Origin of the sequence: Pseudoalteromonas sp. ASV78, from assembly GCF_047806705.1 — a bacterium.
GTDB classification, from domain to species: Bacteria; Pseudomonadota; Gammaproteobacteria; order Enterobacterales; family Alteromonadaceae; genus Pseudoalteromonas; species Pseudoalteromonas prydzensis_A.
The window spans coordinates 1,077,108-1,093,429 of record NZ_JBLOPA010000001.1 but is presented as its reverse complement, the minus strand read 5'-3'; the positions used below and the strand labels follow the sequence as shown (position 1 = coordinate 1,093,429).

Here is a 16,322-nt window from a genome sequence, read left to right as displayed (position 1 = left end):
ATAGCCACAGACTATGAATAAGAGAGTATTATGGATCAAACTACATCACAAATTTATAAGCGTTTATTGACGTATGTGGGTGATTATAAAAGCGTTGCTATTTTAGCAGTGGTCGGCATGATTGGTTACTCAGCTATGGATGCTTTATTTATCCAATTAATGAAACCCTTTATAGATCAGGGCTTAAATCAGCGCAACGACGATGTGTTAAAATATGCGCCATTAATCGTCATCGCATTAGTGATAGGCCGTGGTATTTTTAATTATATGTCGTCTTATTGCTTAAGTTATGTGGGTTCGCAAGTTGTGCGTTCGTTACGGCAGCAATTGTTTGAACATATTTTACATTTACCCGTTGCTTTTCACGATCAAAACTCAACAGGTGATTTGATTTCAAAAATTACTTTCGATACCGAGCAAGTACAGCAAGCCATAACGAAAGCGATGTTGGTTGTTGTACGCGAAGGTGCCTTTGTGGTGTTTTTACTGGCTGTGATGTTTTATACCAGCTGGAAATTGTCATTAATTTTCTTAATTATCATCCCATTAGTGGCTATTATTGTTTCTGTTGTTTCAAAACGATTTCGCCATATTTCTAAAAATATACAATCAGCTATGGGGCAAGTGACTCGCAGCTCAGAGCAAATGCTCAGTGGTCATAAAGTGATTCATGGCTTTGGTGGGCAGCATCAAGAAATAGAGCAGTTTGCTAAAATTAATAACCATAACCGCCAACAACGGATAAAAATGGATGCCACCAAAGCGCTGAGTGTGTCGGTAATTCAAATCTTAGCGGCCAGTGCCATGGCGGTTATTTTATGGGTGGTTGCAATGCCATCGATGATTGATACCATAAGTTCGGGTGATTTTGTGGTGTTGATCTCATCAATGATGATGCTTTTACGCCCGCTTAAACAACTTGCTAATGTTAATAGTGACTTACAACGGGGCATTTCAGCCGCACAGAGTATCTTTTTAGTACTTGATGAAGAGGTGGAAAAAGATACCGGTTCCGTCAGGGTCGATAAAGTGCAAGGGCATATTGAGGTTAAACACGTTACATTTAGCTACCCTAGCAAAGATGAACCAGTATTAAAGGACTTATCACTGACCATTAAAGCAGGCGAGAGCATTGCCTTAGTTGGGCGCTCAGGTTCTGGTAAATCAACTATCTCTAACTTATTACCACGCTATTATGACTTACAACCACCGAGTGAGATTTTACTCGATGGCGTACCACTGGCGGATTATAAGTTAACAGATTTACGTCGCCAATTTGCTCTAGTATCCCAGCAAGTGGTGTTATTCAATGACACCATTGCCAATAATATCAGTTATGGTATTGCACGTTCACTTAGCGATGATGAGCTGTTGAATGTGGTAAAACAAGCACATGTTTGGGAGTTTGTTAAAGACTTACCAGATGGTTTAGATACCATGGTCGGTGAAAATGGCGTGATGTTATCAGGCGGACAACGTCAGCGTATTGCCATTGCGCGGGCAATTCTCAAAGATGCGCCAATTTTGATTTTAGATGAAGCAACATCCGCATTGGACACTGAGTCTGAAAAGCTGATACAGCAAGCGCTTGAAAATTTAATGAAAAATAAAACCTCCATTGTAATTGCTCATCGTTTATCGACCATTGAAAACAGCGACCGAATTTATGTTATTGATAATGGCCAAGTGATTGAAAGCGGCGACCATCAAGCACTCCTCGAAAAAGACGGCACCTATTCGGCGTTATGCAAAATGCAATTTGGTGAGCACGGGTGAGTAAAATAGAGCAAAGTTGGTATCAAGGTATCAGTTTGATCACTGTATTACTGCTGCCTTTAAGTTTACTGTTTTGGTTGCTCAGCACACTGCGCCGCGTGGCGTATCAAATCGGGTTATGCAAAGCTTACATAAGCCCAGTGCCTGTAATTGTTGTTGGCAATATTAGTGTTGGCGGCAATGGTAAAACGCCTTTTGTGATCTGGCTGGTTAGCTACTTACAACAGCGTAATTTAAAGGTGGGGGTGATCAGCCGTGGTTATGGTGGTCACAGTGAACATTACCCGCTGAGCGTAACGGCGAATACCAGCCCAGAAAATGCAGGCGATGAACCGGTATTAATACAGCGCAGGCTAGCGTGTCCGGTGGTGGTTGGGCCAAACAGAGAAGCGAATATTAAGCAGCTACTTGCCGAGCATCAGCTAGATGTGATTGTCTCCGATGATGGTATGCAACATTATAAAATGGCCAGAGCCATAGAGTGCTGCATTGTCGATAGCCAGCGCCGCTTTGGGAATGGTTTTATTATGCCAGCAGGGCCGCTTCGAGAAACGCAAGCGCGTTTAAAATCAGTTGATTTAGTGATTGAAAATGGTGGTAATGATCCATTTAACTATCAACTTAAAAGTGCTGAATTATTAACTGTTGCCAATGCAACGCCTGCGCAAACAGCCTTGCTTGAAGGCCATGCTATTAGTGCAATAGGAAATCCACAACGCTTTGAAAATAGCTTGCGCGAGCAGGGGATTTCCCTATTGAGTTGTTATCATTATCGTGATCATTATGCGTACAACGCAGCAGATTTTGCACAATTTAATGATGAAATAGTGTTTATGACAGAAAAAGATGCGGTAAAATGTCAACCATTTGCAAAACCAACGTGGTATTTTCTACCTGTTGATGCAGAGCCATCCGCTGCGGTGGTTACTAAACTAAATTTATTACTAAAAGAAAAAGGGATCCTCGATGGCCTTTGATACAAAGTTACTTGAAATAATTGCCTGTCCAGTGTGTAAAGGCAAATTACGTTTAGACAAAGAAAACAATGAGCTGATCAGCACGGCTGCAAAGCTTGCTTACCCAATTCGTGATGATATTCCGGTATTGCTTGAAAACGAAGCGCGCGAGTTATCGCAACAAGAGATTGAAAAGTGGAATTCGTAGTTGTTATTCCGGCGCGTTACGCGTCTAGCCGGTTACCGGGTAAGCCCTTAGCGGATATTTGTGGCAAACCGATGATCCAACACGTGTACGAAAAAGCCATGGCAGCGGGTGCGAGCAAAGTGGTTATTGCAACCGATCATCAAAAAGTCTTCGACGCTGTCAGTGTATTTACCAAAGACGTATTAATGACCAGTGAAGACCATCAGTCGGGTACTGAACGCCTTGCCCAAGTGATGGAATTACTGGCATTAGCTGATGACACTATTGTTGTCAATGTGCAAGGCGATGAACCACTGTTAGCCTCAGAAAATGTAGCGCAAGTTGCCGCATTGTTGGCAGACTCGTCTGCGCCAATGGCGACTTTAAGTGTTGCGATAGACGATATTGCAGAAATACTCAACCCTAATGCAGTAAAAGTGGTCAGTGATATTAATAAAAATGCCTTGTATTTTTCCCGTGCCAGCATCCCCTTTGATCGTGCCAATATGATGGATGCGGCAAATAATCATCAGCTAAATACCGCGAACTATCAACGGCATGTGGGTATTTACGCGTATAGAGCTGGGTTTATTAAACAATACATTGAGTTGACTCCTTCACCGCTTGAACAATTAGAATCGTTAGAGCAATTACGTGTGCTTTACCATGGTCACCAAATTAAAATTGAGCAAGCGCAAATAGCGCCTCATGCTGGGGTTGATACGCCAGAAGATTTAGCGCGTGTGGTAAGCTACTTACAAAGTAAAGCTGCGAGTGAATAAGCCCATTTTAACAGTGCATGCTCAGCATGATGATTTTTATATTATTGAAAAACCAGCGGGCCTTAACTTTCACAGTGAAGACGGCCCCGGCTTTGTGGTACTTGCTGAGCAACAGCTAAATGAAAAGCTCTATGCGGTGCATCGCTTAGATAAAGTGACGTCAGGTATAATTATCTTAGCGCGTAGCAGTGCCGCGGCAGCTGAGTTTACACGCTTATTTACTGCGCATGAGATTGATAAGTTTTATCTGGCATTATCGGATGCCAAGCCGAAGAAAAAACAAGGCTGGGTGAAAGGGGATATGGCTAAGTCTCGTCGTAGTAGCTTCAAGCTTTTAAAAAGTTTTGACAATCCGGCGATCACCCGTTTTTATTCGCTCAGTGTTGCGGCTAACTTACGTGGCTTTATTTTAAAGCCATATTCAGGAAAAACCCATCAATTACGGGTGGCATTAAAAAGCTTAGCTGCGCCTATTTTAGGTGATTCACTTTATGGTGGCACCACAGCACAGCGTACCTATTTGCATGCTTATGCAGTTTGTTTTAGTTGGCAAAATAAACAGTACCACTATGTGTGTAAACCCGATAGTACCACCCAGTTTGGGCAATTAACGGAACACGAAAACTTTCACACATGGCAACAGCCATGGCAATTGGATTGGTAAATGACAGACTCTGTAACCGATATTCGTTTTGGCGGTATAAAACGCTTATATGGACAACAACAATTTGCATGGCTGCAAAGCGCACACTTTTGTGTCATAGGCATTGGCGGTGTTGGCTCTTGGGCCGCAGAAGCATTAGCAAGAACTGGGGTTGGCAAGCTAACGCTGATTGACCTTGATGATATTTGTGCCACTAATGTCAACCGGCAAATTCACGCGCTAACGGGCACTGTGGGTGAAGCTAAAGTTGAGGCAATGAAAACTCGCTGTGAGCTTATTAACCCAGCATGTGAAATCAAGGTGATTGATGATTTCATTACTCTGGATAATATTGCAGAACATATTCAAAACTTTGATTATGTGATTGATTGCATTGATGCAGTGAAAGAAAAAGCAGCGTTAATAGCGCACTGTAAACGTAACAAAATACCGGTGATCACCACTGGTGGTGCCGGTGGGCAAACTGATCCTAGCCAAATAACCTTTGGTGATGTTGCAAAATCGACCCAAGATCCTTTGCTTGCGAAAGTACGCTATATTTTGCGTAAGCAGTACAACTTTAGCAGCAATCCTAAACGTAAATTCAATATCGACTGTGTCTATTCCACAGAGCAACTGGTTTATCCTGGTACGGATGGCAGTGTGTGTCATGCAAAACAAAATGCCGATGGCAGTATGAATATGGATTGCAATAATGGCTTTGGCTCTGTGACTATGATCACTGGCAGTTTTGGCTTTTTTGTCGCGGCTAAAGCGGTGCGTAAATATTTAGACCGCTGCGCTCGTAATATCAAAGGCTAATTTTTTTGTTGCGCCATGGTTTGAATTCGTTCAACCATGGCCTTGATGCCATTACCGCGGGATGGGCTTAAATGCTGAATAAGTCCCAATCGTTGAAATTCTGCAAAGGCATTGGTGTTTATCACTTGCGCTGGGGTTAAGCCATTATACAAGGCTAACACAATTGCCAGTAAGCCTTTAACAATTCGCGTATCAGAGTCCCCCACAATAACCAAGGTATTCTCTTCTAGATCAAAATCTAAATACAGCCAAACTTTACTTTCACAGCCAGGAACTAGGGCATCGTTGGTTTTTAATACCTCAGGCATAGGCGGTAATTGTTTTCCTAGTAGCATTATTTCTCGGTATTTTTGTTGCCATGCTGGCGCACTTTCAAGGGATAGCGCAATTTCTTTAAACGTTTTAATCATGTCTTATCCGAATTTAGTCTAATAACGCGATGCACGCTTGCAAAGCTGCGATGAATAAATCAACGTCTTGGTGGTTATTATAGAATGCGAAGCTAGCACGAACACTGCCATTAATTCCTAAATGCTGCATCAGTGGTTGTGCACAATGATGGCCACTGCGAACTGCGATACCAAAACCATCTAATAACGTAGCAATATCGTAAGGATGTTCATCTTTGTAATTAAAGCACAGGGTACCAATATTGCTTTTTAGGTCGCTGTAAATGGTTATACCATCGATGGCTTGCAGTTTTTCTGCGGCATAATTAAAAATAGCTTGTTCATGAGCATAGACATTAGTCGTATCTAATGCGTTCAAATACTCAATTGCGTGGGCAAAAGCAATCACAGCAGCGATATTTGGCGTACCAGACTCAAACTTAGCGGGTGCTTGGCGAAAGGTTGCAGCCGTTAATGTGACTGTTTCAATCATTTCCCCACCGGTTTGATAGACACTGAGACTATTTAATTTCTGATAACGTCCATATAAACCACCTAAACCTGTTGGGCCGAGCATTTTATGCGCTGAAAAAACATAAAAATCGCAATTCAGTTGCTGTAAATCAGGTTGTAAATGTAAAGCTGCCTGTGCACCATCAACAAGGGTAATGGTATTTTGTTGTTTTGCTGCGTGTAAAATCGTTTCCAGAGCGGTGATATTACCCAATGCGTTAGATGCGTGCGTAATTGCAAGCACCGTTGGCTTGTGTTGCTGAATAAATTCAACACATTGCTGAATATTAAAACGACCATTTTGCTGTAAAGGCAAGGCCAGTAGCGTTGCCCCAGTGCGTTTTGCAAGTTGTTGCCATGGCACGATATTGGCGTGATGTTCTAACGCAGAAATAACAATGGTAGCATTGCTATTTAGTTGCTCAGTTAAGCCGTTGGCAACAAGGTTTATCGCTTCTGTTGCGCCTTTGGTCCAGACTAGCTCATTGACGGCAATATTAAAAAAGTCAGCGACTGTCGCTCTGGCTTGTTCATAGGCGTGGGTAGCTTGCTCACTGAGGGTATGGCGGCCGCGATGCACATTGGCGTTGTTACGCGCGTAAAACTGCTCAGTGGCAGTGATCACCGCTAATGGCTTTTGTGTGGTCGCTGCTGAATCAAGATAAACCAGCGGTTGCTCGTTGATAAGTTGCGCCAGAGCAGGGAAGTCTGCACGGATTTTTTCTACATCAAACATAACGTTTCAACATCTAACATAACAAGCCGAATTTAAAAATGAGCGAGAATTGTAATCAGTTTATGATTTTTCTCAAGAGCAGAACACAAAAAAGGCCGCAAATGCGGCCTTTTTAGCATTAAATAACGATTAACGCTTATCAGTTGCTACGTAGTCACGGTGAGTGTGACCAGTATAAAGCTGACGTGGACGGCTGATCTTATGACCAGGTTGAGAAAGCATCTCATCCCAGTGCGTGATCCAGCCTACAGTACGTGCCATTGCGAAGATCACAGTGAACATGCTAGTAGGGATACCGATTGCTTTTAAGATGATACCTGAGTAGAAATCTACGTTAGGGTAAAGTTTCTTCTCAACAAAGTATGGGTCTTCAAGTGCAATTTGCTCAAGCTTCATCGCGATATCAAGCAATGGATCTTGAATGTTAAGTTCAGCTAACACTTCGTGACACGTTTGACGCATTACGGTTGCGCGTGGGTCGAAGTTTTTGTAAACACGGTGACCAAAGCCCATAAGACGGAATGGGTCCGACTTATCTTTTGCTTTAGCAACGTATTCATCGATACGGTCAACTGAACCAATTTCTTCTAGCATGTTTAAACATGCTTCGTTAGCGCCGCCGTGCGCAGGGCCCCAAAGTGAAGCAATACCCGCTGCAATACATGCATATGGGTTAGCACCAGAAGAGCCAGCTAAACGTACTGTAGACGTTGATGCATTTTGTTCGTGATCAGCATGCAGCATAAAGATTTTATCCATTGCTTTAGCAGTCACTGGATTAACTTTATATTCTTCAGCTGGTACAGAGAACATCATATGTAAGAAGTTTTCTGCGTAGCTTAAATCATTACGTGGATAAACAAACGGTTGACCAACATTATATTTGTAAGCCATCGCCGCAATTGTCGGCAACTTCGCAATTAATTTAATTGCACTGGTTTTACGCTGCGTTGCATCGGTAATATCAAGGTCTTCATGATAAAAAGATGATAATGCACCGACTACACCACACAACATTGCCATTGGGTGAGCGTCAAAACGGAAGCCTTGGAAGAAATTTGCAATCTTTTCATCTAGCATAGTGCTATGTGTGATTTCTGATGCAAAAACAGTGTATTGTTCTTTCGTAGGTAACTCACCGTTTAATAGCAAATAACATAACTCAACGTAATCTGAGTCTTCTGCTAACTGCTCAATCGGGTAACCGCGATGCAGTAGGATACCTTTACCGCCATCAATGTAAGTGATTGAAGATTCACAAGAACCAGTCGACATGAAACCTGGATCATAGGTAAAGTGGCCGTGAGCACCTAACGTACGTACGTCAATTACATCTTGACCGGCAGTGCCTTGGTAAATTGGAAGTTCGATTGGATCTAGACCATCAATATGGACCGTGGCTTTCTTATCCGCCATCTATTTATCTCCTATTAAGATAACAACTCTGATTGTTATGTTCTGAATCTGTTTAAGCACATTCTTTTCATTTTAACGTGAAAGAGGGGGTTAAAGTCAATTTTTATAAACATTATGCACAAATGTATAATAAATATTCTGACGGGATTAAATATTATACCATTGGCTAATTCGCAAACGTCTCTAACTAAACAAGAATTGTAAAAAGACCTTTGGCTATATATACTATCGAAGGTTTTATACCGTATTGTCTGTAGGTAAATGTAATTTTTGCAGCTAATTTTTGCATAAATGTGAACTTTGTTGCTAAAAAGAGCTTTGCTTAGATAGTTCCATCAGAAAATCGTTTCCTGATGGGTTAAGAAAAACAAGTAGATGAGCTCCTAGTGGGCAAGATGGGCAAGTAACTGTGAAAAAGCAAAGACCTGTAAATCTAGATCTAACAACTATATCTATGCCGGCAGCGGCTAAAGCATCAATTTTTCACCGCGTCACCGGTGTTGCATTATTTTTTGCTTTAACGTTTGTCATTTGGGCTTGGTCAGAGTCTCTTTCTTCAGCTGAAGGTTTTGAATTCGTCAAGGGTCTGTTTAGCGGATTCATTGCCAAATTTATAGCTTGGGGCACCATTTCTGTATTGGCGTATCACCTTATCGGCGGTATTCGTCATATCATTATGGATATGGGACATTGGGAAGAACTTGAATCAGGCAACCTCAGCGCTAAAATTGCTATGGCACTTGGCGTTGTGGCTTCTGTTCTAGCAGGGGTGTGGATATGGTTTTAAATCAAGCAACTCTAAAACGTGATGGTGTACAAGATTATGTCTCATTACGTACCACGGCACTAGTAATTACCGCATATGCGATTTTTATTATTGGTTACTTCTTATGTACGCCAGAAGTCACTTTTGAAGCATGGCAAGGCCTGTTTTCAAACCTAGCAATGAAAGGGTTCACACTAATTACCCTGGTTTGCATTATGGTTCATACCCGTATTGGCCTTTGGCAAGTACTGACTGACTACGTTAAATGCGCAAAATTGCGTGCTGTTTTAGGTTTTTTATTAAACCTAATGGCCGCGGCATACGTAGCAATTGGTCTAATCGTTTTATGGGGTGTTTAAGTGAAATATTCTGTTCGTGAATTTGATGCCGTTGTGATTGGCGCAGGTGGTGCGGGTATGCGCGCGGCACTTGCAATCACTGAATCAGGTAAAACCTGTGCACTTATCTCAAAAGTTTTCCCAACCCGTTCACACACTGTATCTGCACAAGGTGGTATTACGGTTGCGCTGGGTAACTCACATGAAGATAACTGGGAATGGCACATGTACGATACGGTTAAAGGTTCCGATTTCATCGGTGACCAAGACGCTATCGAATACATGTGTAAAACAGGCCCTGAAGCAATTACTGAATTAGAAAACATGGGTCTACCGTTTTCTCGTTTTGAAAATGGCCGTGTTTACCAACGTCCTTTCGGTGGTCAATCGAAAAACTTTGGTGGCGAGCAAGCTGCTCGTACAGCGGCTGCCGCTGACCGTACAGGTCATGCGTTATTACACCTTCTTTACCAGCAAAACGTTAAAAACAAAACCAATGTATTCTCTGAGTGGTATGCATTAGATTTAGTTAAAAACGCTGATGGTCATATAGTCGGCTGTACTGCTATTGATATTGAAACCGGCGAAGTTGTTTATTTCAAATCAAAAGCAGTGGTACTAGCAACCGGTGGTGCGGGTCGTATCTTCGCTTCAACCACTAATGCACACATTAACACTGGTGACGGCGTTGGTATGGCAACACGTGCTGGCATTGCTATGCAAGACATGGAAATGTGGCAGTTCCACCCAACCGGTATTGCTGGTGCGGGTACGCTGGTTACTGAAGGTTGTCGTGGCGAAGGTGGTTATCTTTTAAATAAAGATGGCGAGCGCTTCATGGAACGTTATGCACCGAATGCGAAAGACTTAGCGTCACGCGATGTTGTTGCTCGTTCAATGATGACAGAAATCCGTGAAGGCCGTGGTTGTGATGGTCCTTGGGGTCCACACATTAAGCTTAAGCTTGATCACTTAGGTGAAGAAACGCTTAACCTACGTCTACCAGGTGTATGCGACCTTGCGAAAACATTTGCTCACGTTGACCCTGCAAAAGAACCAATTCCAGTAATCCCTACTTGTCACTATATGATGGGTGGTGTACCAACAAACGTAAATGGTCAAGCGCTACAAATCGATGCTAACGGCAACGAAAAAGTAGTTGAAGGTTTATTTGCTGTTGGTGAGATTGCCTGTGTATCTGTGCACGGTGCAAACCGCCTAGGTGGTAACTCATTACTTGATTTAGTCGTATTTGGTCGTGCCGCTGGTAACTTCTTAGGTACTTACTTAAATGACGTGGAAGTATCGAAAGATGCCTCAGAGTCAGATTTAGATGCTGCGCTTACTCGTTTCAACCGTTGGGAAAATTCAACGGCGGGTCAAGGCGAAGATCCAGTACAAATCAAGAAAGACCTACAGCAGTGTATGCAACTTAACTTCTCGGTATTCCGTGAAGGTGAGTCAATGGCTGCTGGTCTAAAAGAGCTTAAAGAAATTCGTGAACGTCTGCAGCATGCACGTCTAGATGATAAATCATCAGACTTCAACACTGCACGTATCGAATGTCTAGAGTTAGATAACATGATGGAAACAGCATACTCAACAGCAGTTGCTGCAAACTTCCGTACAGAAAGCCGTGGTGCACACTCTCGCTTTGACTTCCCAGATCGTGATGACGAAAACTGGTTATGTCACTCAGTTTTCAATCCAGTAACGGATGAAATGAGCAAGCGTGATGTAAACTATGCGCCTAAACTGCGCGAAGCATTTCCACCTAAAGCACGTACCTACTAGGAGCGAGACGATGGCACAAGTACAATTTTCTGTTTATCGTTACAATCCAGATGTTGATAACGCCCCACGTATGCAAGAATATACATTGCAAACGGAAGAAGGCCACGACATGATGGTATTGGATGCACTTTTATTATTAAAAGAGCAAGATCCAACTTTGTCATTCCGTCGCTCATGCCGTGAAGGTGTATGTGGTTCTGACGGTGTTAACATGAATGGTAAAAATGGTTTAGCATGTATTACTCCTTTATCTACGCTGCAAAAAGGTGGCAAGGGTAAAATCGTAATTCGTCCATTACCAGGATTACCTGTGGTACGTGACCTTGTTATTGACATGAGTCAGTTCTACACTCAATACGAAAAAGTAAAGCCTTATCTAATTAACGACACACCTGCTGCAGGTGAGCGTCTTCAGTCAATTGAAGAACGTGACAAGTTAGATGGCTTGTATGAGTGTATTCTATGTGCATGTTGTTCAACATCGTGTCCTTCGTTCTGGTGGAATCCAGACAAGTTCATCGGTCCAGCTGGTCTTCTTCATGCTTACCGTTTCTTGGCTGATAGTCGAGATACAGCAACAGAAGAGCGTTTAGCTGACTTAGACGATGCATTCAGCGTGTTCCGTTGTCACAGTATCATGAACTGTGTTAGCGTTTGTCCTAAAGGTCTTAATCCAACTAAGGCAATCGGACAAATCAAATCAATGTTAATAAGCCGTTCGGTTTAACGATATTGATAAATGTAAGATGGCTAATGTGAATTAGCCATCTTGTTATAACAATTAATTTCTGCGCTAAAGAAAAGGGCTTATAAATGCACGAAGGTGTGATGAAGGCATGGCTAGAATCTTCACATTTAAACGGCGGAAACGTTGCTTATATAGAAGAGCTTTATGAAGCGTATTTAGACAATGCGACTTCTGTGCCAGAAGAATGGCGAGAAGTGTTCGAACAGTTACCAAAAGTTGATGGTGTGGATGTTGAAGTTAAGCATTCAGAAGTTCGTGCACAGTTTGCGGCGCTTGCGAAAAACAAGCATAGAGAAGTAGTGGTAGCAGAGGGCAGTGGTAGCGGCGATCCTAAACAGGTAAAAGTACTGCAGCTTATTAATGCTTTCCGTTTCCGTGGTCATCAAAATGCCAACCTAGATCCATTAGGCATTTGGCAACGTGAACGTGTTCGAGACTTAGAACTTGAATACCATGAATTATCTAAAGCTGATTTTGACCGTGAATTTAACGTGGGATCGTTTGCCGTAGGCCGCGATACCATGCCTTTAGGTGAGTTATATCAAGCCCTAATGACCACATATTGTGGCTCGGTGGGTGCTGAGTATATGCACATCACATCAACTGAAGAAAAACGTTGGTTACAACAACGTTTAGAATCAGTGCAATCACGTCCAACATTCAGTAAAGATGAAAAGTTGCGCATCCTGAAAGGATTAACCGCAGCCGATGGTCTTGAAAAGTATTTAGGGGCGAAGTTCCCTGGTGCGAAACGTTTCTCACTGGAAGGTGGTGATGCATTAGTACCAATGCTCAAAGAGCTTATTCACCGTGCTGGCGAAAGTGGCCAACAAGAAGCGGTAATTGGTATGGCTCACCGTGGACGCTTAAATGTCCTTGTCAACGTACTTGGTAAAAACCCATCAGAATTATTTGATGAATTTGCTGGCAAGCACAAAGAAACACTAAGCTCTGGTGACGTTAAATACCACATGGGTTACTCTTCAGATTTTGCTACGAAAGGTGGCAAAGTTCATATGGCTCTTGCCTTTAACCCATCGCACCTTGAAATTGTAAACCCAGTAGTTATGGGCTCAGTTCGTGCACGTTTAGACCGTTTGGGTGATAGCTCAGGTATTAAAGCACTGCCAATCACTATTCACGGTGACTCGGCTGTAGCTGGCCAAGGTGTTGTTCAAGAAACCTTCAACTTATCGCAAACCAATGCGTTTAGTTGCGGTGGTAGTATTCGCATTGTAGTGAACAACCAAGTTGGTTTTACTACAAGCAAGAAAGACGATGTTCGTTCAACAGATTACTGTACTGACATCGCAAAAATGGTGCAATCGCCTATTTTCCACGTTAACTCTGATGATCCTGAAGCAGTTGCATTTGTTACGCAAATCGCCCTTGATTTCAGAAATCAATTTAAGCGTGATGTGGTTATTGATTTAGTATGTTATCGCCGTCATGGCCATAACGAAGCGGATGAGCCGAATGCGACTCAACCGATCATGTACCAAAAAATCAAAAAGCACCCAGTACCACGTTTGATCTACGCAGATCAATTAATGGCTGAAGGGTCGTTTACTGAAGATGAAATTAAAGCACTGGCCGATGACTACCGTAATGGTTTAGACGAAGGCAATTGTGTTGTTGAAGAAATTCAGCCAGAAACATCACACTCATCTGATTGGGCTAAATATGTAGGCCATGAGTGGAGTGTTGATTATGATGCCAGTGTGTCAGTCGAAAAGCTCAAAGAGCTCGGTGAAAAAGTAGCTAACTACCCTGAGCAATATAAAGCCCAGTCACGCGTTAAAAAGATTTACGATGATCGTAAGTTAATGGCCGCGGGTGAAAAACCGCTTGATTGGGGTATGGCTGAAACACTAGCTTATGCAACAATTGCCTCTGAAGGTACTGATATTCGCTTAACAGGACAAGATTCTGGCCGTGGTACATTCTTCCACCGTCATGCCGTTGTTCACAGCCAAACTGATGGTGCAACGTATACACCGTTAGAACACTTAAGTGAAGATCAAGGTACATTCCAAGTATTCGATTCAGTATTATCTGAAGAAGCCGTTGTCGCGTTTGAATATGGTTATGCAACAGCAGAGCCTACATCACTGGTATTGTGGGAAGCACAATTTGGTGATTTCGCTAACGGTGCACAAGTAGTTTTTGACCAGTTCTTAAGTTCAGGTGAGCAAAAATGGGGCCGTTTATGCGGACTAACTATTTTATTGCCGCATGGTTATGAAGGCCAAGGTCCTGAGCACAGTTCAGCACGTTTAGAACGCTTCTTACAGCTATGTGCTGATCACAACATGCAAGTATGTGTGCCTTCAACACCGGCACAAGTATACGCTATGTTACGTCGTCAATCAGTTAGACCACTGCGTCGGCCACTGATTGTAATGACACCTAAGTCATTGTTGCGTCATCCACTTGCGACTTCTTCTTTAGAAGAGTTGTCAGAAGGTGTGTTCCACAATATGATCGACGAAATCGATGATATTGATGCAGCAGCCGTGGAGCGAGTTGTGTTCTGTAGCGGTAAAGTGTATTACGAGCTATTACAAGAACGTCGTAAACTTGAACTTAATAATATTGCTATTGTTCGTGTTGAACAGCTATACCCATTCCCACATGATGAGATGGACGCTATTATGGCCCGTTATCAACATGTGAAAGACTTTGTTTGGTGTCAAGAAGAGCCGCAAAACCAAGGTGCTTGGTATTGCTCACAACACCACTTTGTAGATGCAATTCCACAAGGTGCAAAGCTTAAATATGCAGGCCGTAAAGCCTCTGCGTCTCCAGCGTGTGGTTATATGTCAGTGCATACTAAAGAACAACAAGCGCTTGTCGCAGACGCGCTTACTATTGAAAATAAAGGATAAGCAATGAGCACAGAAATTAAAGTTCCTGTTCTTCCTGAGTCGGTTGCTGATGCTTCCGTTGCTACATGGCATGTAAGTGTTGGCGACAAAGTAAGCCGTGATCAGAACTTAGTTGATATTGAAACAGACAAAGTGGTTTTAGAAGTTGTTGCACCACACGATGGTGTGATCACTGAAATTTCACAAGAAGAAGGTGCTACCGTACTTGGCGACCAAGTGATCGGTATTATCGGTGATGCTGATGCCGCAGCGTCAGATGAAGAGCCTAAAACCGAAAAAACCGAAGCTGCACCAGCTTCAGACAAACAAGAAAGTGCGCCAGCGGCGCAATCAGCACCAGAAGGTAAAGAAGTGGACATTAAAGTACCTGTACTTCCAGAATCAGTCGCAGACGCGACAGTAGCTACTTGGCATGTGCAACCAGGTGACGCAGTAACACGCGATCAAAACCTAGTTGATATCGAAACTGATAAAGTTGTTCTTGAAGTTGTTGCTCAAGAAGATGGCGTAATGGGTGAAATCATTCACGCAGAAGGCGATACAGTTCTGGGTGATCAAGTGATCGGTAAAGTGCAAGCCGGTGGTAAACCAGCATCAGCACCTGCTGCAAAAGAACAGGCACCTGCTGCTGATTCTAGCGATAGCTCAGACGTGTTAACACCGTCAGTACGTCGTTTAATCGCAGAAAAAGGCCTAGACGCTTCTAAAATCAAGGGTACAGGCAAAAATGGCCGTGTCACTAAAGAAGACGTTGATACCTTCTTAAAAGCACCTGCACCGGCTGCAAAAGCAACTGAAGCTGCTGCTCCAGCGCCTATGGGCGACCGTACACAAAAACGCGTGCCTATGACACGTTTACGTAAAACCATTGCTAATCGCTTGCTTGAAGCGAAAAATTCAACGGCAATGTTAACCACATTCAACGAAGTTAACATGAAACCAATCATGGATCTTCGTAAGCAGTATCAAGAAGTGTTCGAGAAACGCCACGGTATCCGTTTAGGTTTCATGTCTTTCTACGTCAAAGCGGTCACTGAAGCACTAAAACGTTTCCCTGATGTAAATGCATCAATTGATGGCGATGATATCGTATACCACAACTATTTTGACATCAGCATTGCCGTTTCTACGCCACGTGGCCTAGTGACTCCAGTACTAAAAGATTGCGATAAGCTATCTGTTGCTGAAATCGAAAAAGGTATTCGTGAATTAGCGCTTAAAGGTCGTGATGGCAAGTTAACACTTGACGACATGACTGGTGGTAACTTCACTATCACTAACGGTGGTGTGTTTGGTTCGTTACTATCAACACCTATCATCAACCTACCGCAGTCTTCAATTTTGGGTATGCATAAAATCCAAGATCGTCCAATGGCTGTTAATGGTAAAGTTGAAATTCTGCCGATGATGTATTTGGCATTATCTTACGATCACCGCCAAATAGATGGTAAAGAATCTGTTGGCTTCTTAGTAACAATTAAAGAGTTACTTGAAGATCCAACTCGTTTATTACTGGATGTTTAATTCAGTAGTATAAAATATAAGCTGTGAGTCATATTCACAGCTTT

General features: G+C 42.7%; 15 protein-coding genes. 12 read left to right on the top strand and 3 right to left on the bottom strand.

Translation table 11 applies throughout. The features are described 5' to 3' along the window. Nucleotides 1-30: 30 nt before the first annotated feature. From msbA to tcdA, 6 genes are read left to right on the top strand one after another with little or no spacing between them, the layout of a single operon-like run. Nucleotides 31-1,776 carry a lipid A export permease/ATP-binding protein MsbA gene (msbA, locus tag ACMVDV_RS05000; RefSeq protein ID WP_416157402.1) on the top strand — a complete coding sequence of 582 codons (1,746 nt, stop codon included), beginning with the start codon at nt 31-33 and terminating at the stop codon, nt 1,774-1,776. After that, entirely contained in the window at nt 1,773-2,753 is a 981-nt protein-coding gene (gene lpxK, locus ACMVDV_RS04995) for a tetraacyldisaccharide 4'-kinase (protein ID WP_416157401.1), read from the top strand. The genes msbA and lpxK overlap by 4 nt, the downstream gene beginning before the upstream one ends. Further along, nucleotides 2,743-2,940 (top strand): Trm112 family protein, encoded by a 198-nt coding sequence (locus tag ACMVDV_RS04990; RefSeq protein WP_016709634.1) that lies wholly within the window; start codon nt 2,743-2,745, stop codon nt 2,938-2,940. The genes lpxK and ACMVDV_RS04990 overlap by 11 nt, the downstream gene beginning before the upstream one ends. Then, on the top strand, nt 2,928-3,701 hold the full coding sequence (gene kdsB, locus ACMVDV_RS04985) for a 3-deoxy-manno-octulosonate cytidylyltransferase (RefSeq protein WP_304182301.1): 774 nt from the start codon (nt 2,928-2,930) through the stop codon (nt 3,699-3,701). Before ACMVDV_RS04990 ends, kdsB begins: the two co-directional genes overlap by 13 nt. After that, nucleotides 3,694-4,365, top strand: a complete 672-nt coding sequence (locus ACMVDV_RS04980) for a TIGR01621 family pseudouridine synthase (protein WP_416157400.1) — start codon at nt 3,694-3,696, stop codon at nt 4,363-4,365. The genes kdsB and ACMVDV_RS04980 overlap by 8 nt, the downstream gene beginning before the upstream one ends. Then, the gene (tcdA, locus tag ACMVDV_RS04975; RefSeq protein ID WP_304182303.1) at nt 4,366-5,166 is read left to right on the top strand and encodes a tRNA cyclic N6-threonylcarbamoyladenosine(37) synthase TcdA; all 801 of its coding nucleotides are present in this window, start codon (nt 4,366-4,368) and stop codon (nt 5,164-5,166) included. Here the strand turns inward: tcdA and ACMVDV_RS04970 are convergent. From ACMVDV_RS04970 to ACMVDV_RS04960, 3 genes are all read right to left on the bottom strand, one after another. Beyond that, nucleotides 5,163-5,576 carry a SufE family protein gene (locus ACMVDV_RS04970; RefSeq protein WP_416157399.1) on the bottom strand — a complete coding sequence of 138 codons (414 nt, stop codon included), beginning with the start codon at nt 5,574-5,576 and terminating at the stop codon, nt 5,163-5,165. The two genes, tcdA and ACMVDV_RS04970, sit on opposite strands and share 4 nt — an antisense overlap. Before the next feature lie 13 nt (nt 5,577-5,589). Further along, complete coding sequence (locus ACMVDV_RS04965; protein ID WP_416157398.1) at nt 5,590-6,804, bottom strand: aminotransferase class V-fold PLP-dependent enzyme; 1,215 nt, start codon at nt 6,802-6,804, stop codon at nt 5,590-5,592. 129 nt (nt 6,805-6,933) lie between these two features. Further along, entirely contained in the window at nt 6,934-8,220 is a 1,287-nt protein-coding gene (locus ACMVDV_RS04960) for a citrate synthase (RefSeq protein ID WP_416157397.1), read from the bottom strand. A 409-nt stretch (nt 8,221-8,629) separates the two neighbouring features. Here ACMVDV_RS04960 and sdhC point away from each other — a divergent pair, with 409 nt between their 5' ends. The 6 genes from sdhC to odhB all read left to right on the top strand — a co-directional run bounded on the left by sdhC (nt 8,630) and on the right by odhB (nt 16,278). Then, a complete protein-coding gene (gene sdhC / locus ACMVDV_RS04955; RefSeq protein WP_084448108.1) occupies nt 8,630-9,007 on the top strand; it encodes a succinate dehydrogenase, cytochrome b556 subunit in 378 nt (125 codons plus the stop codon). Continuing rightward, entirely contained in the window at nt 8,998-9,345 is a 348-nt protein-coding gene (gene sdhD, locus ACMVDV_RS04950) for a succinate dehydrogenase, hydrophobic membrane anchor protein (RefSeq protein ID WP_416157396.1), read from the top strand. Before sdhC ends, sdhD begins: the two co-directional genes overlap by 10 nt. Continuing rightward, the gene (gene sdhA / locus ACMVDV_RS04945) at nt 9,346-11,118 is read left to right on the top strand and encodes a succinate dehydrogenase flavoprotein subunit (RefSeq protein ID WP_416157395.1); all 1,773 of its coding nucleotides are present in this window, start codon (nt 9,346-9,348) and stop codon (nt 11,116-11,118) included. Nucleotides 11,119-11,128: 10 nt separating this feature from the next. Then, the gene (locus ACMVDV_RS04940) at nt 11,129-11,845 is read left to right on the top strand and encodes a succinate dehydrogenase iron-sulfur subunit (RefSeq protein ID WP_416157394.1); all 717 of its coding nucleotides are present in this window, start codon (nt 11,129-11,131) and stop codon (nt 11,843-11,845) included. A gap of 86 nt (nt 11,846-11,931) precedes the next feature. Next, nucleotides 11,932-14,754, top strand: coding sequence for a 2-oxoglutarate dehydrogenase E1 component (locus ACMVDV_RS04935; protein WP_416157393.1), 2,823 nt, complete (start codon nt 11,932-11,934; stop codon nt 14,752-14,754). Between the two features lie 3 nt (nt 14,755-14,757). Then, a complete protein-coding gene (odhB, locus tag ACMVDV_RS04930; RefSeq protein ID WP_416157392.1) occupies nt 14,758-16,278 on the top strand; it encodes a 2-oxoglutarate dehydrogenase complex dihydrolipoyllysine-residue succinyltransferase in 1,521 nt (506 codons plus the stop codon). Nucleotides 16,279-16,322: the final 44 nt, after the last annotated feature.